The organism is Candidatus Nitronereus thalassa (genome assembly GCF_032191465.1).
In the GTDB taxonomy this organism is placed as follows: Bacteria; Nitrospirota; Nitrospiria; order Nitrospirales; family UBA8639; genus Nitronereus; species Nitronereus thalassa.
This window is the reverse complement of the sequence record NZ_JAQOUE010000002.1, coordinates 573182-597214: the sequence shown is the minus strand read 5'-3', so window position 1 is coordinate 597214 and position 24033 is coordinate 573182. Positions and strand designations below refer to the sequence as shown.

Annotated in this window: 18 protein-coding genes; 16 read left to right on the top strand and 2 right to left on the bottom strand. The window is 48.7% G+C overall.

The features are described 5' to 3' along the window. The first annotated feature begins 223 nt into the window (after positions 1-223). Positions 224-979, top strand: a complete 756-nt coding sequence (locus PPG34_RS18055; RefSeq protein WP_313834846.1) for a hypothetical protein — start codon at positions 224-226, stop codon at positions 977-979. A gap of 150 nt (positions 980-1129) precedes the next feature. Continuing rightward, entirely contained in the window at positions 1130-1375 is a 246-nt protein-coding gene (locus tag PPG34_RS18050) for a sulfurtransferase TusA family protein (RefSeq protein WP_313834845.1), read from the top strand. Here PPG34_RS18050 and rsmI read toward each other — a convergent pair. Continuing rightward, complete coding sequence (gene rsmI / locus PPG34_RS18045) at positions 1317-2081, bottom strand: 16S rRNA (cytidine(1402)-2'-O)-methyltransferase (protein WP_313834844.1); 765 nt, start codon at positions 2079-2081, stop codon at positions 1317-1319. The two genes, PPG34_RS18050 and rsmI, sit on opposite strands and share 59 nt — an antisense overlap. Positions 2082-2280: 199 nt before the next feature. Between rsmI and PPG34_RS18040 the strand changes: the two genes are divergently transcribed. The 13 genes from PPG34_RS18040 (at position 2281) to PPG34_RS17980 (ending at position 19229) form a co-directional block, all read left to right on the top strand. Further along, on the top strand, positions 2281-3063 hold the full coding sequence (locus tag PPG34_RS18040) for an SDR family NAD(P)-dependent oxidoreductase (RefSeq protein ID WP_313834843.1): 783 nt from the start codon (positions 2281-2283) through the stop codon (positions 3061-3063). A gap of 272 nt (positions 3064-3335) precedes the next feature. Next, the gene (locus tag PPG34_RS18035) at positions 3336-4142 is read left to right on the top strand and encodes a cytochrome C assembly family protein (RefSeq protein WP_313834842.1); all 807 of its coding nucleotides are present in this window, start codon (positions 3336-3338) and stop codon (positions 4140-4142) included. Further along, positions 4142-5554 (top strand): glutamyl-tRNA reductase, encoded by a 1413-nt coding sequence (gene hemA, locus PPG34_RS18030; RefSeq protein ID WP_313834841.1) that lies wholly within the window; start codon positions 4142-4144, stop codon positions 5552-5554. Before PPG34_RS18035 ends, hemA begins: the two co-directional genes overlap by 1 nt. A 104-nt stretch (positions 5555-5658) precedes the next feature. Further along, on the top strand, positions 5659-6606 hold the full coding sequence (gene hemC / locus PPG34_RS18025; protein WP_313834840.1) for a hydroxymethylbilane synthase: 948 nt from the start codon (positions 5659-5661) through the stop codon (positions 6604-6606). Positions 6607-6617: 11 nt separating this feature from the next. Continuing rightward, the gene (gene cobA, locus PPG34_RS18020; protein WP_313834839.1) at positions 6618-8165 is read left to right on the top strand and encodes a uroporphyrinogen-III C-methyltransferase; all 1548 of its coding nucleotides are present in this window, start codon (positions 6618-6620) and stop codon (positions 8163-8165) included. Positions 8166-8247: 82 nt separating this feature from the next. Beyond that, positions 8248-8643, top strand: a complete 396-nt coding sequence (locus PPG34_RS18015) for a CBS domain-containing protein (protein ID WP_313834838.1) — start codon at positions 8248-8250, stop codon at positions 8641-8643. A gap of 86 nt (positions 8644-8729) precedes the next feature. Next, the gene (gene hemB, locus PPG34_RS18010) at positions 8730-9713 is read left to right on the top strand and encodes a porphobilinogen synthase (RefSeq protein WP_313834837.1); all 984 of its coding nucleotides are present in this window, start codon (positions 8730-8732) and stop codon (positions 9711-9713) included. Then, positions 9710-10648 carry a bifunctional riboflavin kinase/FAD synthetase gene (locus PPG34_RS18005; protein WP_313834836.1) on the top strand — a complete coding sequence of 313 codons (939 nt, stop codon included), beginning with the start codon at positions 9710-9712 and terminating at the stop codon, positions 10646-10648. The genes hemB and PPG34_RS18005 overlap by 4 nt, the downstream gene beginning before the upstream one ends. 42 nt (positions 10649-10690) lie before the next feature. Next, positions 10691-12112, top strand: coding sequence for a tRNA lysidine(34) synthetase TilS (gene tilS, locus PPG34_RS18000; protein ID WP_313834835.1), 1422 nt, complete (start codon positions 10691-10693; stop codon positions 12110-12112). Positions 12113-12394: 282 nt separating this feature from the next. Next, positions 12395-14218 carry an ATP-dependent zinc metalloprotease FtsH gene (ftsH, locus tag PPG34_RS17995; RefSeq protein ID WP_313834834.1) on the top strand — a complete coding sequence of 608 codons (1824 nt, stop codon included), beginning with the start codon at positions 12395-12397 and terminating at the stop codon, positions 14216-14218. 189 nt (positions 14219-14407) lie between these two features. Further along, entirely contained in the window at positions 14408-15280 is an 873-nt protein-coding gene (folP, locus tag PPG34_RS17990) for a dihydropteroate synthase (protein ID WP_313834833.1), read from the top strand. A gap of 17 nt (positions 15281-15297) precedes the next feature. Continuing rightward, positions 15298-16647, top strand: a complete 1350-nt coding sequence (gene glmM / locus PPG34_RS17985) for a phosphoglucosamine mutase (protein WP_313834832.1) — start codon at positions 15298-15300, stop codon at positions 16645-16647. A gap of 5 nt (positions 16648-16652) precedes the next feature. Further along, positions 16653-19229 (top strand): DNA internalization-related competence protein ComEC/Rec2, encoded by a 2577-nt coding sequence (locus PPG34_RS17980; RefSeq protein ID WP_313834831.1) that lies wholly within the window; start codon positions 16653-16655, stop codon positions 19227-19229. Here the strand turns inward: PPG34_RS17980 and PPG34_RS17975 are convergent. Continuing rightward, a complete protein-coding gene (locus PPG34_RS17975) occupies positions 19223-23026 on the bottom strand; it encodes an aldo/keto reductase (protein WP_313834830.1) in 3804 nt (1267 codons plus the stop codon). The two genes, PPG34_RS17980 and PPG34_RS17975, sit on opposite strands and share 7 nt — an antisense overlap. A 211-nt stretch (positions 23027-23237) precedes the next feature. Here PPG34_RS17975 and bfr point away from each other — a divergent pair, with 211 nt between their 5' ends. Further along, positions 23238-23717, top strand: coding sequence for a bacterioferritin (gene bfr / locus PPG34_RS17970; protein ID WP_313834829.1), 480 nt, complete (start codon positions 23238-23240; stop codon positions 23715-23717). Positions 23718-24033 lie beyond the last annotated feature (316 nt).

Genomic DNA, 24033 nt, shown 5'->3' with positions numbered 1-24033 from the left:
TGGACTCAAGGGAACAATAGTTATATAACCGATTGAGTAAACTATAGGATTTTCATCCTTTGCTTCGAAGTTTACACATAGAAATATGGGGGAAAATCCCCTTGACAGCGGGGAATGAGATCACTATAGTTACCAACCCTAGGACTGAAAATGTTAGTGGACCGGGTATCATTCGTTATTAATTTTTTAGATTATTAACTTACACTTCCTAAGGAGGAGCCACATGCGGAAGTTAGGGTATTTTGGAGCAGCTATCATTCTTGCAGGCTCAGTCGGCGTGGCCGTGGCGCAAGAGCGGGCGCCTCAGCACTCTGGATTCGGAACGGGTGTTGGTGATTCACAAGGATCAGGGACACGTGCTCGGGTTATGGATGAAGGTGACATGTTACGGTATTTGTCACAACCTGAAACTGTTCAGGGAGAGGTGGTTGGAGTAGATTTGGCAAGTGGTCGATTGTTTCTTGACATGGGCGGAAGTTCACAAGATGAACGTCAGATGCAACGAGGGTCCATGAATATTCAAGAATTGTATTTTGACGACCATACCAACCTCGAAAATTTAAAAGCCATTAATAAGGGCGACCATGTCTCGGTTCAATTGGTACAGGAAACAGATCGGGACCACAAATTTAGCACTGGGAGAAAGCTGGTTCGGTCTGTGTATGTCCTTAAAGGATCCCAAGTTCTTGGTGGCCTGAATAACACTGGCTTCGGAGGTGGTTTAGGTCAACGACCAGATCCGTCGACTGCTTCTGTTCTTCCAATCGGTAGTGGTAGTTACACGGGAGTGCCTGAAGGCGGGATCCAAGAAGGTGCCTTGAACTCCGGGATTACTTCCAGTATTGGTGTGATAACGGGTGCCGCTCCTTGTTGGCAATGTGCGCCACAGCCGGATAATGTAAACAAACGGGTTGCGGATACCATTGCGACAGACTATGGTTCTGACCGGGCAAATTTCAGCAAGGGAACGGTTCAGTAATTACCTGTTGAATTATTCCGGTTTCTTTACATAACTATGGAGCGTGTCAGCGGTTGTTGACACGCTCCTTTTTTTTAAGAATCTTATGTCAAAATGAAGATGTCCTGAGTCATTGGTTAATGGAATTGGGGTAACCCTGGGTCTTGGTTGATGAGTAACAAGATTAAAGTTCAAACGGAATTAGATTTGCGAGGAGTCATTTGTCCATATAATTTCGTAAAGACGAAATTGCAATTGGATAGGATGCAGGCGGGGGATATTTTAGCGGTGGTCTTGGATGATGGCGAGCCAATAAAAAATGTTCCTCAAAGTTTACGTAATGAGGGGCATGCTGTTCTTATTCAGGAGCCTTATGGAGTTCATCATCGGATTTTAATCCAAAAGGGTGAGGATTAGGGCCCATTTTCCGTTTGGGAAGTTTTTTTGCCTTTGGTTTTCCCGCGATCAGCAAAGTCATCTCGCCCTTTGGTTTTAGAGTCTGGTATTTTCCCAATATTTCTTCAGCACTTCCTCGAATGATTTCCTCATAGGTTTTTGTCAATTCTCGAGCGAGGACTAATGGTCGAGTCCCAAAACATTCTTGGATTTCTTCCAATGTGGCTTTAATTCGATGAGGGGTTTCAAAAAGAATAATTGTTCGGGATTCCTCCGCTAAAGTTTGTAACATTCGAGACCTTGCCCCTGATTTCTTTGGCAAAAACCCTTCGTATCGAAAGGCATCTGTGGGCAATCCTGATGCTGCCAGAGCGGTGAGAATTGCTGAGGGGCCTGGGATTGGAACTACCGTGAAACCGGCGGCTATAGTTCGAGTCAGGAGATAGTATCCCGGATCGGAAATTAATGGTGTGCCTGCATCAGACACCAGAGCAATGGATTGGCCTTCTCGAATTTTTTCCAGAAGCACCGGGGTTTTCTCTTCTTTGTTGTAATCGTGATAACTTGTAAGCGTTGTACCAATTCCATAATGAAGGCAGAGTTTTTGTGTATGCCTAGTGTCTTCAGCCGCAATGATATTAGCCTCTTGGAGAATACGATGGGCCCGGTATGTCAGGTCCTCCAGGTTCCCGATAGGGGTACTCACGATGTATAATTTGCCGCTCATAGTGTTCTCGTTATCAAAAGGTTTCCTAATCTATCTGTTGGTGCTTTCTGACAAACAAAGTTTTTCCAGCTGAGAAATACCCGTGTTTGTTTCAGGGGGCATCAATTCATAAAAATCTGTCGTTGAGAAAGCTAGTTTTGAAACATTCTGGGAATTCTGTCATCCCAAAATAGCATGACCCTTTAGGAGACACCAAATTATGCTGAAAGATCGTGTGGCCTTGATCACGGGGGGCGGAGTGGGAATTGGTTGTGGAGTGGCCAAAGCCCTTACTGTTGAGGGGGCGCGAGTCGCTATTTGTGGGCGGCGTCCACAACCTCTTGAGGAAACAGTGACGGCGCTGAAGGAAATGGGCACTCAAGCCATTGGTATTCCTGCGGACGTGACCAACCGTTCGGATGTCGAAAGGGTTGTCGCAACCATTGTGGCAGAATGGGGGAAAATTGATATTTTGGTGAACAATGCCGGAATGTCGGGGCGCACTCCAATGGATGAAATGGATGACTCTCGATGGCTCAGTATTCTTCAAACTAATCTTACTGGGTCGTACCTTTGTTCAAAGGTCGTATTGCCACATATGAAGGCTCCCGGTTATGGCCGAATTATTAATCTTTCTTCGGTTTTGGGCCGATTTGGCGTTCCCGGTTATGCGGCCTATTGCACGGCCAAACATGGCATTATTGGATTTACGAAAGCCGTAGCCTTGGAGGTCGCGGAACGAGGAATTACCGTGAATGCCGTGTGTCCCACCTGGGTCGATACGGCCATGGCGCGCCAAGGTATTGAAGAAACGGCCGAGGTTTTGGGAATGCCAGCTGAAGATTTCAAAAATCTCGCTATTGAAGCGGTTCCGATCAAGCGCATGGCAGATGTGGAAGAAATTGCCGCGACTATTCTTTTTCTGTGCTCGCCAACGGCTGCGGCAATTACCGGTCAGGCAATTAATGTTTGCGGTGGCGCTACTGCGGCATCTGGCGGGTAAGGCTTCTGGAACTGGCAAAGATTTTACATTCTGCTTGGCAACACGAACGGAATTGTTGGGACTTCCAAATTCAATCCTCAGAGTGTTCTGTTTATAAAATTCAAAATGGGCATTTTATCAGAAAGACGAACCTGCCAAGGATCATGATCAGCAGCAATCTTTTCAGAAGTCCTCTTTTGCTCTCCTAGGACAATTCCTTGACCTCCCTCATGGGCGTAACTATACTTTGATACTGGGTCTTTAGGACTATTTTAAAAGGATTTCCACAAGTTATGACGGTTGTTTTTTTCCAAATCACCTTGGGGTTGTACTTCCTCGGGACAGTTAGCTTTTTGATTTGCTTGGTACGCCGTTCCGACCTCCTGGCTAAAATGGCTGTGGGAATGACTGGACTCGGATTTTTGACCCATACCCTAGCTCTCGCCTTACAACTTTGGTCTGGCGATGAATTGAAATGGGTCACCTTCCCAAAGGCCCTCTCTTTTTTCTCCTGGTCCTTGGTGTTGGTGTTTTTGGGCGCTGCGATTCGACCGCATTTGCAAGTTCTCGGGTCTTTTATCCTTCCGTTGGCATTTCTTTCCTTAGTTTCTACGGCCATTCTTCCTGCAGAAGCTCCGGTCTTGCACCCGATGTTTCAGGCGGTGTGGGTCCACGTGACGCTGAGTATGTTGGGCACGGTGGGGTTTGCCGTCGCCTTTGTGGCGGGCCTGATGTATTTAATGCAGGAGCGATTGCTCAAATCCAAACAATTTAATGTGCTTTTTTTTAAACTGCCCCCCTTGGACTTTTTGGATATGTTGAACCAGCGTTCCATTTTGCTGGGTTTTCCTTTTTTAACACTGGGGATTTTGACTGGGGCGATTTCTGCCCAGATTACGGTGGGCGCTTATTTGAGTTGGAATCCTGAACAAACGTGGGCCATGGTGACTTGGGTATTTTATCTTATTGTATTGCTGGGGCGAGTGACAGGAGGGTGGAGAGCGAAAAAAGCCGCCTATTTAACGGTTGTCGGATTTGCTGGAGTGCTCCTCACCTTCCTAGGAGTCATTCTAAAAAGTAGTGGGACACCGGTGAGCTAATGCACATTATTGCCGTAGGTCTATCTCACAAGACTGCACCGGTAGAACTTCGGGAATTATTAGCCGTCCCGGATAGCCGCATGGGCGAAGCGTTGACACGGCTCATGACTTATCCTGGCGTGAAAGAGGGCATGGTGCTGCAAACCTGTAATCGCGTGGAGGTGTATGCCGTGGTGGATCAGGTCGAGTCCGGGTTCTCCTCGATTCAGGAGTTTCTTGTGGATTCACATCTTTCTCTTTCGGCAGAGCAGCTCTTGCCCCACTTGTATTGGCATGCTGGAGATCGAACTATCTCCCACCTTTTTCGCGTGACCTCAAGCCTAGATTCCATGGTCGTTGGGGAACCACAAATTTTGGGGCAAGTAAAAAATGCTTTTCGATTGGCATTAACCCATAACGCGAGTGGAATCATCCTCAATAAGCTTGTGAAAAAAGCCATATCGGTGGCCAAACGAGTTCGAACAGAAACGCGTATTGCAGAAAATGCCGTGTCGGTCAGCTATGCGGCCGTAGAATTGGCCAAAAAAGTATTTGGCAATTTATCAGCCCGGACCGTGATGCTCGTGGGGGCCGGAGAAATGGCGAAGCTCGCGGCCCAACATCTGGTAAATCATGGGGTCAGGCAGGTGTTGTTGACTACCCGTGATCCTTTGCGCGCGCGAACGGTGGCCAATCGGTTTGAAGGTTCACCAATTCCTTTTGAGGATTTTCGAAGTGAAATGGGGAAAGCCGATATCGTCATTTGTTCTACAGGAGCATCACATTATTTAATCAGCGCCGAAGATGTAAATCGAGCAGTGCGCGAACGCAGGAATCGGCCCATTTTCCTCATTGACGTGTCGGTTCCTCGAAACATCGACCCGGCGGTGCGTGAAGTGGATAACGCGTTTCTGTTCGATATTGATGACTTAGAAATGCACATCGAGCAGAATCGAGAAGAGCGACGAGCCGAATCCACCAAAGCCGAGGCCATTGCGAAGGAGGAGGTGGTTGTAATTCAAAAATGGCTACAATCCCTCGTGGCAACTCCTACGATTGTGGCGTTACGAAAACGGGCTGAGGAAATTAAAAAAGTGGAGGTGGAGAAAGCTCTCAATCGGTTGAGCGCACTCTCTGATGTGGATCGTGAAACGATTGAAGGGTTGGCCTCAGGGATTGTGAATAAACTGATCCATGGGTCGTTAGTGACTCTTAAGTCTGCGGCACAATCTTCCAATGGTTCGATCTATATTGATGCGGCCCGCCGTTTTTATGATCTGGATACTGGCGATATTGAAAAAGAAGGGGATGAGCCATCACGGGCATCATCTGAGTGTACTGAGAACTCTAACCCAAAACCATCTGTGGATCAGCTCAATGTACACCCTTCAGTAAATCCTCAACTTTCTCAGGAAACCAAAAAGTTAGCCTAGCGGGGTGGCAGAAGGTTCCCCTCTTGAAGGGCGGGGAGAATCTTCTTAGCCCAAGAAGTCTGGAGAGCAATGATCGATCAAGGTGTGTGTCAAAGGGAGAACACGTGAGTTCAGAAAACGGGTCTCGAAGGTCATTAGTCATTGGGACTCGTGGCAGTCAGTTAGCGATGTGGCAAGCCGAATGGGTGCTGGCACGGCTTCAAGAGGTGGCTCCGCATCTTTCCATTCGTTTGGAGCGGATCCAAACCAGTGGGGATAAAATTCAAGATGTACCGTTGGCTAAGATTGGAGGGAAGGCCCTATTTGTTAAAGAAATTGAAGAGGCGTTACTGAGGAAAGATATTGACCTGGCGGTGCATAGCATGAAAGATGTGCCTTCGGTCTTGCCTGAAGGGTTAACTCTTCACTGTGTGCCGCGTCGTGAAGATCCACGGGATGCCTTATTGAGCCGTGGGGGCTGGTCGTTTCGGGATCTGCCCTCGTCAGCCAAAGTTGGCACAAGTAGTCTTCGGCGACAATCCCAATTGTTAGCGCAACGGCCAGACTTATCCATCCATATGTTGAGGGGCAATCTCGATACCCGGATGCGAAAACTTCAAGAAGGGCAATTTGATGCGATCATTCTCGCCGCCGCCGGGTTGAAGCGACTCGGCTGGGCGAAACAGATTACGGAATGTCTTTCCCCGGATATTTGTCTTCCAGCTGTAGGACAGGGAGCGTTGGGTATTGAGGGGCGGATGGATGATTTATTTGTGGCAAATCTGTTGGATTCGCTCAATGACCCGCCTTCTCGAATAGCCGTGACCACAGAGCGGGCGTTTCTTGCGCGGTTGGAGGGTGGCTGTCAGGTGCCTATTGCCGGGCATGCGGCGCTTGATGGTCAACGACTGACTTTCCATGGGTTGGTGGCAAGTGTGGATGGTCGGAAAATCATTCATGAAAAAATCTCTGGTCCAGTGGAAGAGGTTGAGTCCTTGGGAGTGACCGTCGCTGAACGAATTTTGGCTGCAGGCGGGGATAAAATTCTGCACGAAATTTACGACCAAGCGTGAATGGTGTTGGTATGCGAATAGGAAAAGTCTATTTAATTGGTGCAGGTCCTGGAGACCCTGGATTGCTTACTATTTATGGAAAGGCCTGTTTGGAAAAGGCCGACGTGGTGCTCTACGACCATCTAGCCAATCCTGCGTTGTTGGACTATGCGCCGTCCCAGGCAGAACGAATTTATGTCGGGCGCTGTGGGCGAGGGGCGTATCGTCCTCAAGAAGAAATTCATCGTTTGTTGATTCAAAAGGTTCAAGAGGGAAAACAGGTGGTTCGTTTGAAAGGTGGGGACCCGTTTGTTTTTGGACGGGGAGGTGAGGAAGCCGAAATGTTGGCTGAACAATCTGTGCCTTTTGAAATAGTCCCTGGTGTGACATCGGCAGTGGCCGTGCCCGCCTATGCCGGTATTCCGGTGACACACCGAACGCTGGCTTCCACCGTGACCTTTGTGACGGGTCATGAGGACCCCAGCAAGGGGGGGACGGTGCTGGAGTGGCCACGATTAGCTACTGTGGATGGCACGTTGGTGTTCCTCATGGGCGCAAAAAATTTGCCGACTATCGTGCATCGGTTAATGGAGGAAGGCAAATCAGGAGATACTCCTATTGCCCTTATTCAATGGGGGACTTATCCCAAGCAACGAACCGTAGTTGGAATGTTGTCAGACATCGTGGCGAAGGCCGAGGTCGCCAACATTCAACCACCGACTATTATTGTTATTGGCCAGGTAGTTCAGTTGCGCGAGCACATGAATTGGTTTGAATCCCGTCCGTTGTTTGGCGCTCGGATTTTAGTAACTCGTGCACGTAGTCAAGCCTTTGAACTCTCTCGGCTTTTGTTAGCCTATGGCGGGGAGCCGGTGGAATGTCCCACCATTGAATTTCTACCACCCGACAATTGGAAATCCGCTGATGACGCGATTGGTCATCTTGATACGTTTCAGTGGTTGGTTTTGACGAGTGTGAACGGCGTGCAGCATTTTATGCGACGGTTGTGGCATCTCGGTCGGGATGCTCGGAGCCTACATGGCATGCGTGTATGTTGTATCGGCCCACGAACTGCTGAGGAATTAGAAAAATTTGGTGTGCAGGCTGATGTAGTGCCTTCGAAATTTCAAGCCGAGGGTATCCTTGAAGTCATGAAAAAGGCGGGGGTGGCCGGTCAACGTGTGTTGATTGCTCGTGCGGCACAAGCCAGGGAAATTTTGCCAGAGGAATTGCGTCGTTTAGGGGCAGAGGTCCAGGTTGTGTCGGTCTATCAAACGGTAATTCCCCAAGCTGCCGTCGATGCCATCGTCGGCCGGCTGCGTTCTCAAGAAATAGAGATTATCACCTTTGCGAGTTCGTCCACCGTTCGAAATTTCGTGGAGTTGTTTGGTGGGATGAAGGAATTGAAAAAAAATCTCCAACACACCATTATCGGGTGTATTGGGCCTATCACTGCCGAAACGGCCAGAGAATTGGGATTGCAAGTTGATGTCGTTGCCGGGCAAAATACCATTCCCGCTCTGGTTGAGGCGCTGGTGGAATATCGTCAACGACAGACCCGCGCTACCGTGTCAAGCTAGGATCTGGCGAAAGGTGAGGTTGTCATTCACACATGAGAGAAGAGACTAACCATTACTAGGTTGTTAAACGAAGGAGACACTTATGGTTCCCGTGAAATCTTTTATGGTTCCGGCCGACAAGTTCATTACCGTCGATCGTGACGTGAATGTCCGTCAGGCAGCAGAAATCATGCGTGCTAGCGGCATTGGAAGTATTTTCGTCACTCGTGAGGGTAAAATTATTGGGATCCTCACGGATACCGATCTGGTGAGGCGTTTGGTGGCCGCTGGGTTGGAATCAACTCAGACGACCGTTGAACAAATTATGTCTGCGCCCATCTTATGTATTGACGAAAATAAAACGCTTCTTGATGCCAATGATTTGATGGCCAAAGAACATATCCGGCACTTAGGGGTGTCCGGAGCAGGGGGTGAGCTCGTTGGTATGATTTCAGTGCGCGACCTTGTGGTATTTCTTACAAACCTTCCCCGGAAATAGTACGGGATAATGCCGGGGGCCGGTTCCGTTGCTTGGGCAGCCTGATGTCCCAAGGCATCTCGTAACGCAATAGGATTTTCACGATTATGGCATTTCCTCGACACCGCATGCGGAGGTTGCGGCAACATGAATCGCTGCGTCGTTTGGTACGCGAAACCCATCTGACTCCGAATGACCTGATCTATCCCCTGTTTGTAACGGTAGGAAAGAATCAGAAAACGCCCATTTCCTCCATGCCCGGGCAATACCGATGGTCCATCGATCTGCTGGTGAAAGAGGTTGCAGAAACGCATCAGTTAGGAATTCCTGCGGTCATGCTCTTTGGTATCCCCGACCGCAAAGATGCTCGGGGAACCGCGGCTTACGATCCCAAGGGAATCGTTCAAGAGGCGATTCGGATACTGAAGAGTCAGGTGCCCGATCTCCTCATCATTACGGATGTGTGTATTGATGAATATACGGACCATGGGCATTGTGGGGTCGTGCAAGACGGCAAGATTCTCAATGATGAGACTTTAGAATGTTTGCGACAGATGGCTTGGACCCATGCTGAGGCGGGCGTTGATATGGTGGCACCTTCCGACATGATGGACGGTCGAGTTGGGGCCATCCGCGAGGAATTAGATCGATCGGGGTTTTGTGATATGCCCATCATGTCCTATGCCGCGAAATATGCCTCAAGTTTGTATGCGCCGTTTCGTGAAGCTGCGGACTCTACCCCGGCCTTTGGTGATCGGCGGTCCTATCAAATGGACCCCGCCAATGCTCGTGAAGCTCTTCGCGAGGTCGAACTCGATGTCGAAGAAGGGGCGGATATTGTAATGGTGAAACCAGCGCTGCCCTACCTCGACGTGATTGCTCAAACGCGAGCACAAGTGTCGGTGCCCATTGCCGCCTATCAGGTGAGTGGCGAATACAGCATGATTAAGGCGGCTGGACAACAAGGGTGGATCGATGAATCCAAGGTGATGATGGAAACTTTGCTTTCGATTAAACGGGCGGGTGCGGATCTGATCCTGACCTATTTCGCCAAAGAGGCCGCGCAAATCCTCAATCGTCGATACACATGAAGGTTTCGCGGGGTCTTCCGAATCCTCCCCTCCCTCCTCATCCTGTATTAACTATTGGTAATTTTGATGGTCAGCATCTTGGTCATCGTCATTTGCTTTCCACGGTGGTCAATTGGGCACGTGAATGTCATGGCACCCCCATGGTGTTGACTTTTGATCCTCATCCGGTTCAAGTCCTGAATCCCAAATTCAATTTTAAATTTTTGACAACTCAGAACGAGAAGCTCCAATGGTTTGAGACTGTGGGGGTAGAACACCTGGTGATTCTGGAGTTTACGAAAGCCTTCGCTGCCTTGAGTCCTAAAGAATTTGTGCAGTCAATTTTACGTGATGGATTAGGAGTGCGGGATATTTTTGTTGGAGAGCATTTTGTCTTTGGGAAGGGACGAGCTGGGAATGTCTCCATTCTGACCGAATTAGGAAATCGTGCCAATTTTCAGGTCCATCTCCTCAAACCCCTCGGTTCTGCAGACAAGATCGTGAGCTCGACCAGAATCCGCACATTGATTCAACAAGGCCATATGGATGAGGCGCGGGAATGTTTAGGAAGACCCTATGCGTTGGAAGGGACCGTGATTGAGGGGGAGCAGCGTGGGGAAGGTTTAGGTTATCGAACCGCCAATCTTCGTTTGCCGATCGATCGGGTCATCCCTCCTGATGGGATCTATGTGACAACCATGCAGTGGAAAGACAAGGTATTTCCTTCGGTGAGTTACATTGGGACGCGGCCGACGTTTGGCCAGGGAGAGCGACTATTGGAAGTCCATTTGCTCGATGAAGAATGTCAATTATATGGGGAACACATTCATGTTCACTTTCTCAAATATGTGAGAGGAGACGAAGTGTTTGACTCTTCTGAGGCCTTAGCTGCCCGTATTGCCTTGGATGTTGAAATTGCCAAAGAGGTGTTGGCAAACGAGTTGCCTCGAAGTTAATCCGAAATATCTAGTTAACTTTCATGGAATGTGATGGATTCGATGACGCGATTTGAACAACAGGTCCTCGCGAGTGCCCGTCGACAAGGAATGTTGTGTGATCATGACCGTGTCTTGGTAGCGGTGTCGGGCGGGGCAGATTCGGTGGCTCTGTTGCATGCCTTCTGTGCCTGGCAGGAAGCGTTGAATTTGTCACTTCATGTGATCCATGTGAATCATAGCCTCCGAGGCGAAGAGAGCGAGGCTGATGCGCACTTTGTTCACAGGTTGTGTGAACAACTCCGAGTGCCGTGTGTGATTCAGCGGCTGAATGTCAAAGGGAAAATCCCAACACGAAATGGAGAATCTCTTCAGTCTCTGGCACGTAAGCTTCGGTATGAAGTCTTTACGAAAATCGTCCAAAAACTTGGTTTCACAAAAGTGGCCCTCGGGCATTCCAAGGATGATCAAGCTGAAACCGTGCTGATGTGGATGATGAGAGGGGCTGGATCGTCTGGACTCTCAGGAATGCCTGCCTTTAGGATGCCATATTTCATTCGCCCCTTCCTGGGAAAGTCGAGGGCTGAGATTGAAGGCTACCTCCTAAAAAACCGATGGCCCTATCGTACCGATTCGAGTAATGCCAACTCGAAATATCATCGGAATCGTATTCGTCAGGAGGTTTTGCCGATCTTCAGAAAATTCAATCCTAATATTGTTCAAGTGTTGTCCCGCCAAGCGAGTATTGTACGGGATGAATCAGATTTTCTTGATCATTTGGGGGCGGAGGCGCTGGTGGCGGTGTGCCTCAAGACCTCCACAAATGGCCTAGTGTTAAACCGAACGAAATTGGTGGAACTTCCTAGAGCCCTTCAGCGAAGAGTTGTGCTGTTGGCCTATCGTCAGGTGACAGAAACCGAGGTTCATCCACGATTTGATTTTGTCGAAGGCGTGTTGGAGCTAGTGAATCGTGTCGGCTCCGGGCAGATGATTCATTTCTCAGGTGTGCAAGTCTTTCGAGACTATGAAGAAATTCATTTTTGCGTTGTCAGGACAAATGAAGAGGTTTCTGCGACGCTTTCCCTGCCATTATCTATCCCAGGGTTAGTTTCTTGGCCTTTGACGGATCACACCCTTAGGGCCTGTGTCATGGAAAGACTTCCAGAGTCATGGAACGAGGGTCCATCCTTAGCCTATCTTGATGCAGACCAATTTACTCCGGACCTTATCGTTCGCCAGTGGGCGCCTGGCGATTCGTTTTTCCCATTGGGCATGAATGGCCAAAATAAAAAAGTTCAGGATTTTTTCTCTGATATTAAACTGAGTCGAAAGAGACGCTCTGAAGTCCCATTAGTTGTTGCGCCGGAGGGCATTGTCTGGGTGGCTGGGTTTCGAATGGATCACCGGTTTCGTCTGGACAAAGGAAAAACCAAAAGGATTGTAGCCTTGAGAATGAGTCCAGATTTTTCTACTTCTGCTTCATGAGAGAATGGAGGCAGAACGGCATTGCCTTTGCGGCTTTTCTTTAACCTTTTCCTTTCGGTATAAATCGTTGAGGGATGATTAAGAATCAATGAAAATTCAATGGGTTGGGGGTAGCATGGGTCGGGGATTGGCCGGGTTCAGTATAATCTGGCATGGAGTTGGTTGTCATAGAATCCAGCTGCATGGTAATATTCGTGAGATTTCCTAATTGTTTTTTAGGATTACTTATCCAAGCAAATCTAGATAGAATTGAATATTTAGTCTAGGAGGAAGAGAACTCGAATGAATTCTCGGGTAAAGAACTTGCTTTTTTGGGTCGTAGTTGGACTATTTATGATCCTACTGTTCAATTTATTTACGGTCCCGACTCATGCTCCTGAAGAACCAGTGATATTTAGCGAATTTATGACGCACCTGGAACGTGGAGAGGTTTCTAAGGTGGTTATGAGAGATAGCCAAATTAGTGCTGTCCTCAAAGATGGAACGAAGATTAATACGTATACCGTTGAATATCCTGATTTAGTGAAAGCCCTCAGGGAGAATGGAGTTCAAATTGAGGCCAAGCCACCTGATGAAAGCCCCTGGTATATTACCTTTCTCGTGACCTGGGGCCCCTTTGTCTTGTTCTTGGGCCTTTGGTTTTTCTTAATGCGGCAAATGCAGATCGGGGGCAATCGTGCGCTGTCCTTTGGAAAAAGCAGGGCCAGATTACTTACTGAAGAAAAAAAGAGAATTACCTTCGCGGATGTCGCAGGCGTCGATGAAGCCAAAGAAGAAGTTGTTGAAATTATAGAGTTTTTGAAGGATCCGCAAAAGTTTCAAAAATTAGGGGGCCGGATTCCCAAGGGAGTCCTTGTGGTGGGCCCTCCTGGCACTGGAAAAACGCTTCTGGCCAAGGCTATTGCTGGCGAAGCGGGCGTTCCCTTCTTTAGCATCAGTGGGTCTGATTTCGTTGAAATGTTTGTAGGGGTTGGTGCCTCCAGGGTTCGTGATTTATTTGAGCAAGGAAAAAAGCATGCCCCCTGCATCATTTTTATTGATGAAATTGATGCCGTGGGTCGTTTACGGGGCGCTGGCCTCGGTGGTGGTCACGATGAACGGGAACAAACTCTCAATCAATTACTTGTGGAAATGGATGGGTTTGATACGACGGAAGGTGTAATTCTTGTCGCCGCGACGAACAGACCTGATGTGTTGGATCCTGCGTTATTGCGTCCGGGTCGGTTTGATCGGCAGGTAGTGGTAAATCGCCCTGATGTTCGGGGTCGGGTAGAAATTTTAAAAGTACATACGAAAAAAGTTCCGATTGGGACCGATGTCAACTTAGAGCAAATCGGCCGAGGTACCCCTGGTTTTTCAGGTGCGGATTTAGAAAATCTGGTCAATGAGGCCGCATTATGGGCAGCTCGTCTCAATAAAAAAGTCGTGGAACTCATCGATTTTGAAAATGCTAAAGACAAGGTCATGATGGGGGTTGAGCGAAAGAGTATGGTGCTGAGTGAGGCAGAGAAGCGGACGACGGCATTTCATGAAGCCGGGCATGCGCTCATGGCGAAATTGCTGCCGGGGACCGACCCCGTTCATAAGGTGACTATTATTCCGCGTGGGCGGGCCATGGGCATGACCATGCAGCTGCCGATCGATGACCGGCATAGCTATTCCCAAGAATTTTTATATAATACCTTGTCGATTCTTTTGGGAGGCCGTGTGGCTGAAGAGCTCGTGCTCAAGGATGTCACCACTGGGGCTGGGAATGATATTGAACGTGCGACCGAGTTAGCGAGGAAAATGGTCTGTGAATGGGGTATGAGTGCCAAACTTGGTCCCATTACCTTTGGGAAAAAAGATGAAGAAGTGTTCCTCGGGCGGGAAATCGCTCAGCGGCGTGATGTCAGTGATCAGGTGGCTTTAGAGATCGATCACGAAGTCAAGCGCCTTATTGTCGAATCTTATGAGCGCACCAAACGCATGTTGACGGAAAATATTCATACCTTGCGAGCGTTGGCTGAAGCGTTGTTGGAAAAAGAAGTCCTGGACTCTTTGGAAATTGACCAGATTATTTCTTCAGGCTCCATCGTTCAGGACCCTTCGCCCGTTTCGGGGTGAAACGGCGGTGAAGAAGGGGCTGGCCCCACCCTGATTCCAGCCTTCTGTAAGAATACGTGAGGGTTGCCTGGAAGTGAAATAATCCAGGTCTTCACATTTCATCAAAATTTTTATACTCTTCTCCAGCATCAAGGATGTTTTCCTGACATCCGAATAATCTTCATCCCCATTTCCGAGGAGCAAGTCTTCATGGCAGGTTCAGTCACCGAAGTTACTGAACGATGGATACGTGCCGGAAGCAAACGAATTTTGCTTGGCCCACGTCCGTTGATCATGGGGGTCTTGAATATCACTCCTGATTCCTTTTCAGACGGAGGCCGGTTCCTTGATCCTCATCAGGCTATTGATCAGGCTCAAAAGATGGTTGATAGTGGGGCAGACATCATTGATGTGGGAGCAGAATCGACTAGGCCAGGTTCTCAATGTGTTGATGTGCAAGAAGAACTTCGTCGGCTCAATCCTGTCTTGGAAGTGCTAGGAAAGCGGTGCTCTGTGCCCCTGTCAGTCGACACTCGGAAGGGGGAGGTAGCGCGAAGAGCCTTGGAATTAGGGGTGCATGTCATTAACGATATCAGTGCCTTGCAGTTTAGTCCGAACATGGGAAAGGTCGTGGCTGAATATCAGGCTGGGATCGTGTTGATGCATATGGAGGGCGATCCCGCGACCATGCAGGATTATTGTCACTATGACAATGTGGTCGATGACGTGAAACATTTTTTGCAGACTCGAATTGAGATGGCTGAATCCTATGGGATCGACCGTGAGCAAATCGTGATTGACCCTGGAATTGGCTTTGCAAAAAATACCGAACAGAATCTCCAATTGTTAAATGGGTTAGCGGCGTTTGAGAGTTTGGGGCAACCAGTGTTGGTGGGGGTTTCCAATAAATCGTTCATTGGTTCCATTGTGAAGAGGCCTGTGGCTGAAAGAATGATGGGCACTGCGGCGGCGGTGGCGACTGCGGTATTTCAGGGGGCTCACATTATTCGAGTGCATGATGTGGAGCCGATGCGGGATGTCGTAGCTATGGTCACGGCAATCAAAAACGCTCACTTGAATTAGGAAATCAGGGAGGGTTCATGCGGAAGTTATTCGGGACAGATGGTGTGCGTGGCGTGGCCAATCTCGAACCCATGACAAGTGAGACCGCCATGAAGTTGGGTCGTGCGGTGGCTCACTTGTTCAAACGGCGTGAAGGTCGCCACCAAATTGTCATTGGCAAGGATACACGATTGTCCGGGTACATGTTGGAGTCTGCCTTAACTTCCGGGATTTGTTCAATGGGTGTGGATGTGTTGCTGGTGGGGCCGATGCCGACTCCTGGAGTGGCGTTTTTAACTCGCAGCCTTCGAGCCGATGCGGGGGTCATGATTTCGGCTTCTCATAATCCGTACCAAGATAATGGGATTAAGTTTTTTTCAAATGACGGATTGAAGCTTCCGGATGAAGTTGAACTACGAATAGAAGAACTTATTCTCACCAATGAAATAGAACATCTTCGTCCAACAGCCAAGGAGATTGGGAAAGCCTATCGAATTGACCATGCCGAGGGCCGGTATATCGAATACGTCAAGCGATCACTGCCGCGTGAAATGGACTTCCAGGGGCTCAAGGTTGTGCTGGACTGCGCTCATGGGGCGGGCTATTCGGTGTTTCCCAAGGTAGTGCGGGAATTGGGTGCTGAAGTGTCAGTGATTGGGGATGAGCCAAATGGGACCAACATTAACGCCGGTTATGGCGCCATGAGTCCGAAACGATTGCAAGAGGAAGTGTTGCTTCAAGGGGCTGATATCGGCATTGCTTTGGATGGGGATGCTGATCGATCAGTGTTTGTTAATGAAGAAGGGCACGTGGTCTCAGGAGATCAGGCGTTAGCCGCATTCGCCTTTGATCTTCACGAACGGGGGCGTCTGGAAAAACAGACGGTGGTGGGAACCGTGATGAGTAACTTTGGTTTTGAAGTGGCGTTGCAGAAAGTCGGAATTTCTCTCCTTCGTACCCCCGTGGGTGATCGTTATATCCTCGAGCAGATGTTGGCCAATGGTCATAATCTCGGCGGCGAACAATCGGGACATTTTATTTTCTTAGATTATAATTCGACCGGAGATGGATTGATTTCTGGCCTTCAAATGTTAAAGCTGATGAAACGAGCTGAACAACCCCTGTCGGTGGTGACCCAGTGTATGGAAGCGGTACCTCAGGTTTTGCTGGGTGTTGAAGTCAGTCGAAAGCCAGACCTTGATTCAATTCCTGAATTGCAAGCTGCCATACGGTCGTGTGAAAAAGCCTTGAATGGGACGGGTCGCGTCCTTGTTAGGTATTCCGGTACCGAACCCCTCGTTCGTGTCATGGTGGAAGGACAAAATGATAATCAAATTCGGCAAGTGGCCGATCAGTTAGTGGGGGTGGTCAAAGCTGCCATAGGCTAACGTGGGTGTCTTTCTCAAGTTTCGTGCCGCCATTTCTTCTGCTTAGCATCCTATGCTTCCTTGCTGGACTCTGGTGTGGGTCCTATCTTCTATACATTCCCATCTCAATCATTTCCATTTTGTTGCTGTGTGCGGTTGGACTCACGTGGTGTGAGCGTCATTCGGTATTGACCTATCAAAAGAGTCTGGTTCTCTATGCGTGCATAATGGCTGGTGTGGGCTATTGGGCCATCAATCAATGGGATCAATCCCCACGTGCGTTTCGCCACCTTATCAGCGAACAAACCACTTTTCTCTCCGGAGTGATCGTGGAGCCTGTTCAACATTCGCCAGGGCGAGTGACGATGCTCGTGTCCGTGCAATCCATTGGAGAGAAAAATAATAAGCAACCTGTTACAGGGATACTTCGATTAACCTGGCTTGATCCTCAGGGGGCAGTGTATCGGGGAGATGAAATACAAGTGAAGGCCCGTATTCGAGAACCGTTTGGGACTCGAAATCCCGGTGGATTTGACTATGGTGCATTTCTTCAACAACGCGGGGTTGACGCGGTGGCCTTGGTGCGCGGGCCGGATGGAGCTCAAGTCAAAGGCTCAGGTTCGGATGCCACTCTGTTAAATGCTTGGAACCGGGTTGATCGTTGGAGAGATCAGGTTCGCCAGGCTGTGTTACGAAGCATTGGCGAGCCCGCGCGCGGTCTGTTTTTAGGGATGATAGTGGGTGAACAAAGTTATCTTGACCAGGCGGTTCGTGATGATTTCATGACGACTGGGACGGTTCACATTATTTCAATTTCTGGTTCACACCTAGGCCTGTTGGCATTCCTTTCCTTCTTTATCGTAAGGGGGGGTGCCCGACGAATTCCGGCGCCATGGTTGGAACGTCTTTCCTGTCGGTTGACTCCCAAACAACTTGCCGTGATTCTCACTCTACCTTTGGTGGGATTTTATACGTTGCTATCGGGAGCTCATGTCGCAACGGTGCGATCGCTGATCATGATCGCGTTATACTTATTGGCTGTGTGGTTTGGCCATGAACGGCAGATGATGATCGCGTTGGGCCTGTCGGCTTTATTTGCCACGCTATTCGATCCCATGGTGATTTATGACCTGTCCTTTCAACTATCCTATGTATCAGTCTTTGCCATTGCGTTGGCTCTGCAATTGACATCCCCTCCTGAAGACGACTGGGAATTTGTTTTATCTTCGAGCGAAAAACTAAAGAACTGGATCAAACAATACTTTCTCATATCTGGTGCGGCTTCGCTCGCCACACTCCCCCTCGTGGCCCTGTACTTTAATCAAGTGGCCTGGCTGGGAGTTTTAGCCAATATGGTGGTGGTGCCGTTCGTGGGATTCTTCGTGGTGCCATTGGGCTTATTTTCCTCGATCCTTACATTGGCCTTGGATATGGAGCACCTTCCTTTGGCAGGGCTCAATCAACGTTTATTGGATGGGCTCAATGTGTTGGTTCATATCATTGCGGAGATACCTGGGGCTGAATGGCATGTGGCTTCGCCGGCCCCCTTAGCTATTGGCGCATTTTACTTCTGTCTCTTTTTGGTATTCAGAGATCATCGGCCCATGCTGCGATGGGGTAGCACATTTATACTGGTTGGACTTATCAGTTGGTGGCTTTGGTCTCCTCGGCAATTCTTCAGTGATGATACCTTGCGTATAACGTTCCTCGATGTTGGGCAAGGTGATGCCACGCTTCTTGAATTACCTGAAGGGCAAGTCCTACTCATTGATGGGGGAGCCGCTTATGAACGGTGGAATATGGGGCGGTCGGTGGTTGGTCCGTATTTGTGGGATCAAGGTATCCGCAAGATTGATCATCTCATTGCCACCCACCCGCAACTTGATCATGTGGGCGGATTGGCGTGGATTATTCGGCACTTTGAGGTTGGGTATTATTGGACCAACGGGGTGCAACGACCAGAGCCGTTTTATCAAAATTTGATTGATGCTGTAGAAGAACAAAATCTTGTGTCGCAGGTTGCATGGGCTGGGAGCAACCTACTAGAAGGAGAAAGCCCTTGTCAGTTGCGGTCGCTCAATCCATCGAGAGAAATCAGTAAAGTAAGACCGATGGCGAAGGAGCATTATAGTGGGGCTGACCTCAATAATCTTTCGGTTGTCTTGAGTCTTACCTGTGGAGATCATTCTATCTTGTTCTCGGCGGATGCTGAGGTGGACGCCTTGGAGCGAATGGCCCAGGACCCTCAGGTTCAACGTGCGACAATGATAAAAATTCCCCATCATGGGGCAAAGAGTTCGTTTAGTGAGGAATGGGTTAAACAATTAACGGCAAAGATCGCAGTGGTATCTGCTGGGCAGCGGAACCGATATGGGCATCCAGCGCCGTCGGTCCTTCAACATTATGAACAACAAGGCATGAAGGTATACCGGACTGATCAAGACGGAGCTGTTCTTGTCAGTCAAAACCTCTATTCGAAGACCACGGAGATTCACACAGCGCAAGAACAAAGGCTTTTGATGGTAAATCCAAAGGGTGATGTGTTGCAACAAGAAACTGAAAATTTTGTTCGATTGTGGAAAAACTGGTCTGGTGCCTATTGAGGATTTCTGATTTTTTCAAACACATCTCGGGGGTTGGAAAGGGGCGCCCAGTGTAAGACCTTGAGTGCTTCTTCAACATAGGCAGATGTTCTCATGCCGTTGAGGACACAGGTAACTCCTGAGGTGCTGGTTAATATCCAGAGAGATTTGGAGGAAATGGATTCGGAGCGTTTATCCTTCGGTAGATGGGGATCGATGAGTCCTGATATTGCAGAAATCGCCTCACGGTTTTTTTGTGCAGATTCTTTTCGCAACACCAGAAAAAAGGTCAAAAGTTTTGGAATGTAGCGGTGTTGCCAATTGCTCCAGGCATTCGCGTGGTCCTCGCCAAGGTGTTTGGAGACGACTTGAAGCGCTTGATTGACATGTGGGGCGATCATCTGTGATTCAATCTGATCCCAGTGTTCAAGTCCCTGGAGGCGGGGTCGTAGATTTTTCAGTTCCTCGGTGAATGAGAAAAAGTCTTTTGGCTCGAGGCCCTTGCCGGAGTAAGGAATATGCGGGACGAATTTTTCCCGAAATTCCTCTTCCAAGGTTCCAAGTTGTTCGTATAGCTCCTCAAAAGTTGATTCCACGGGTTCCGTGTGGGGATTGGCCAATCGAATCATGCCGCGATGTTTTGAGGGGATGGCATTGAGTGGTCGATTGACAAGTATGGCGATCTGTTCTTGTTGTGCAAATTCCAAAACTGTCTTGGAGGTGTCGCTGCCAGTGTTGGGAGTGAGTAATGCCCCTGATTCAAACAAGTTCATGGGGAGTTGCAAGACTCGGAATGCAGGGAAAGATTTTCCAAGAGTGTTGCCCGCGGCTTTGGCACATTCATAGATGCGAGAGAGTGAGGTGGCTTCGGGATCATCGGGAGAGGTCGTCGAGGTGTTGGATGAGACGCCATAGTATTGTAGGCGTCCTGCGGTGACTTGCGTCTCAAAATACTCGAAGGCTTGTTGTAGTCGACGGTAAAATTCGTTTCGCAGTTCTTGGAGCTTTTCGTTATCCACGATGAGCTTCTGGTTTTTAACGTCGGAAAGAAAATATTCAGGGTTGTGCAGTAAGCACACGTCCAGTGTTTCCAACCCCAAACGATCCAGTGATAGCGCAAACTGATCCTCAAGAAATTCAGGGTGGAGGCAATGCCACAACCCTTCGCCATATTTCACCATATCAGGATATGGATGTCCGGTTTGCTCTTTGGTTTCCGCGCGAGCCAGGTTCTGGCCTTGTACATAGCCAATCTTCGAAACCACGATCACTTCTTCGCGAGTCATTTCTTGAGCCTGCAGTAATTCCTTGATCACCTGCCCAATCAAACGTTCACTGCTACCATCCGTATAGTTCGTTGAGGTATCAATGATATTGCATCCCTCACGCAAGGCTTTACGTAAGGCTTCTCGGTGTTCATCGTGACCTTCCGTAATACGGTATCCTCCAAATCCAATTCGAGAGGTCGTCAACCCCGTTGATCCCAAAGGACCATACCCGGAAGCTGATGGGCGGTTGGACTTGGAGTGGGACAACATGCGTGAAACATAGGCTGCCGTTCCCTGTGCCGTCGCTTTTCCGGTGATGCCGGAAGTTTTGAGTGTGGTGGTTTGGGTTGTTGGTTGATCCGGATCAGGATGAAGCTGATGGGCCAAAGCCTGTTTGATCAGTTTCGGGTCGGTAAGGGGAGCGGCACAGGCGAAATTTTTGCAGATATAAAGCGCTGGCTGTCCATTAACTAAGGTTTTGTCTTTCAGAAGAGGATGCGAGGTTTTGGAGTTTTGAGGATCATAATGAGCGATAATTCGATTCGGCACGAAATGACGCCTCAGTTCTTTTGAAAGGGCTTCCAATGCCTGGTGGCCCTCAGGGCTTCCGACTAACGCTAATTCAATTGGGCCTTTGAGTAGTAAATCAGAGGCAATCAAGGTTTTCGCAAAGCCGCGCGGGATTTGGGCGATTTGTTGGCCATAGGCACGAATGGCTTGTGTTGCGGCGTCACGTAAATCTTCTCGTCCGAAATGAAACGAGAGTCTGGCCAGCGCCGTGGCGGCCACGGCATTTCCGCTAGGAGTGGCGCCATCGGGGCCTTCACGGCTTCGGAGGATGAGGGTTTCATGATCTTTTGCCGTGGTGAAAAATCCACCGTATTCTTGATCGGAAAAATCTTGGAGCAGCCGTTCAGCCAATCGAACGGCCTCGGATAAATAGTGTTCGCTTCCGCCTGCTTCATAGATATCTATCAAGGCTTCGATGAGAAACGCATAATCTTCAAGATATGCATCGAGATGGGCTTTGTTCTCCCGATAGGTGCGAAACAGACCACCATCTGGCCTTGAAAGCGTTCGAAGAAGAAAATCCGCGGCGTTGGTGGCAGCTTGCAAATATTGAGGGTGACCAAATACTCGACTGGCTTCGGCCATGGTGCTGATCATCATTCCATTCCACGCGGTGATGATTTTATCGTCGAGCCCTGGGGGAACTCGAGTTAATCGGGCCTGATAGACGAGGGGACGCACACGGTCTATTGTTTGTTGCAGTTCCTCTGGCGAGCAGTCTATTTCTTGAGCGACAGCATCAAGAGCACGAGGGGTATTGGGGATACTATGATGTTCCCAATTGCCTTCATCGGTAATGTCATAGTAGGCGCAAAAGCGTTTCGCGTCTTCTTCAGATGGAACAATCGCTTTAATTTGTTCGGGGTCCCAAACAAAAAATTTTCCTTCCACGCCTTCCGAGTCCGCATCAGTGGCTGAATAAAATCCTCCCTCCGGAGACGTCATTTCTCGAATTATGTAATCGAGAATTTCAGTGGCGACTCGCCGGTAGTTGTCCGCTTGAGTGACTTGAAAGGCTTCGACGTAAGTTTTGGCGAGAAGGGCATTGTCGTACAACATTTTTTCGAAATGCGGGACTAGCCAACGTTCATCTGTGGAATAGCGAGAAAACCCACCGGCAATGTGGTCATACATTCCGCCAGCGGCCATGGCGTCCAAGGTTTTTCGAACCATGGTTAGGGTATGTTCGTTGCCCGTGTGATGATATTGGCGAAGTAAAAACGAGAGTCCGGTGGCAGGAGGGAATTTTGGGGCTTGCCCAAATCCGCCAAACACGGGATCGAAATGTTTCGCAAATTGTTCAGTTCCGGCATCCAGTTCATCCTGCCCAATGGTAGTGGGAGAGGGAACTTGAATGGATTTCTGGAGTTTCGCGGTAAACCGTGAAGCAGTGTCCACAATTTCGGCTCGGTCTTTATGCCAACCTTCCGCGATTTTTTTTAGCACAGTACTAAAACCCGGGCGTCCCCATTTATCAGTCGGTGGAAAATACGTGCCGGCAAAGATGGGTTGTTGGTCGGGGGTGAGGAATACCGTCATGGGCCATCCCCCGTTGCCTTGGTTCATGGCCAACGTAGCTTGCATGTAAATTTCATCGAGGTCGGGGCGTTCCTCTCGGTCCACTTTGATACAGACATAGTCCTGATTCATGAGTTTAGCGATTTCCTCATTCTCAAACGATTCACGTTCCATCACATGGCACCAATGGCAGGCCGAATATCCTATGGATAAGAGAATAGGTTTGTCTTCAGTCTGGGCTCGTGAGAGTGCGTCCTTGCCCCAAGGATACCAATCAATAGGGTTGTGCGCATGCTGAAGTAAATAGGGGCTGGTTTCGTGGATGAGACGATTGGGTGGACGATTGGTGGTGGGTGAGGACATAGGGGGACGGTAGCACTGGCCAAGAATATCGGTCAACCGATGCCTCGTGACTTTCTGTCCCTCTCTCGATCCTGGTGTAAGCTGAAGTTGAAAATTCATATCAGCGAACTTGAGAGTCCATCTCAGCGAAGTTGAGAAAGAGAATCATGATTAAGAATAAATACCTAAAGTATTCTATTGACATATTCCGAAAATGAGATGTAGCATGAGACTAGGCTGGTAACTAAACATATCCAGATTTTCACCGGGTTTTCACTAAATTGTGATGAACAAAATTTTTTAAAACTAGAAATTGGGAAAGGAGGCCGGTATGAAAGCCAAAGAAGGAGTGATCAGTTTACTCAACAAGATTTTGACGGAGGAATTGACCGTCATTAATCAATACTTCTTGCACGCAAAAATGTGTAAGAACTGGGGATATGAGCGACTTCATCACCATGTGCTCGGCCGAAGTTACGGCGAGATGAAAGATGCACAGGCAGTGATTGATCATATTTTATTTCTTGATGGGCTGCCCAACATGCAACGATTGGGCACAGTCAAGATTGGGGAAAATGTCCCGGAACAATTGAAGGCGGATCTCGACAAAGAAAAAGCCATGGTCAAGTTGATGAGCGAGGGTGTCGTTCATTGTACCAAGGTTGGAGATTTTGCCACACGGCATATGCTTGAGGATATGATTAAGGATGAAGAAGAGCATATCGATTGGATAGAAACACAATTAGAAACCATCAAGCAGGTGGGTTTGCAAAACTACCTGAGCGAGCAAATTAAAAAAGAAGAGAGCTAAGCGTTCTTGATTCCCAGGGTTGAGGCCCTTCCCCTTTTGATAATGCCTAATGGCATTCTTAGTGAGGGGGAGGGCCTTTTCTGTTTCTTTCCTCCATAAAGATGAATCCTTCCGCATAAGCCCATTTCCCAAATTCCTTCAGTTTGCATGCTCGGGGTGTTGGTGTATGAAAAAAGGGGGAGCCAATCATCCTCGTTCATTCACGCTTGTCTTATTGCTGTTTGTTAGGCGCCATTGTGATCCTAGGGGAAGTGATGACTTACTTGCTGAATATTAAGTAACCGTTCTGCCTAGCCGACTACACATCTGGGAATAC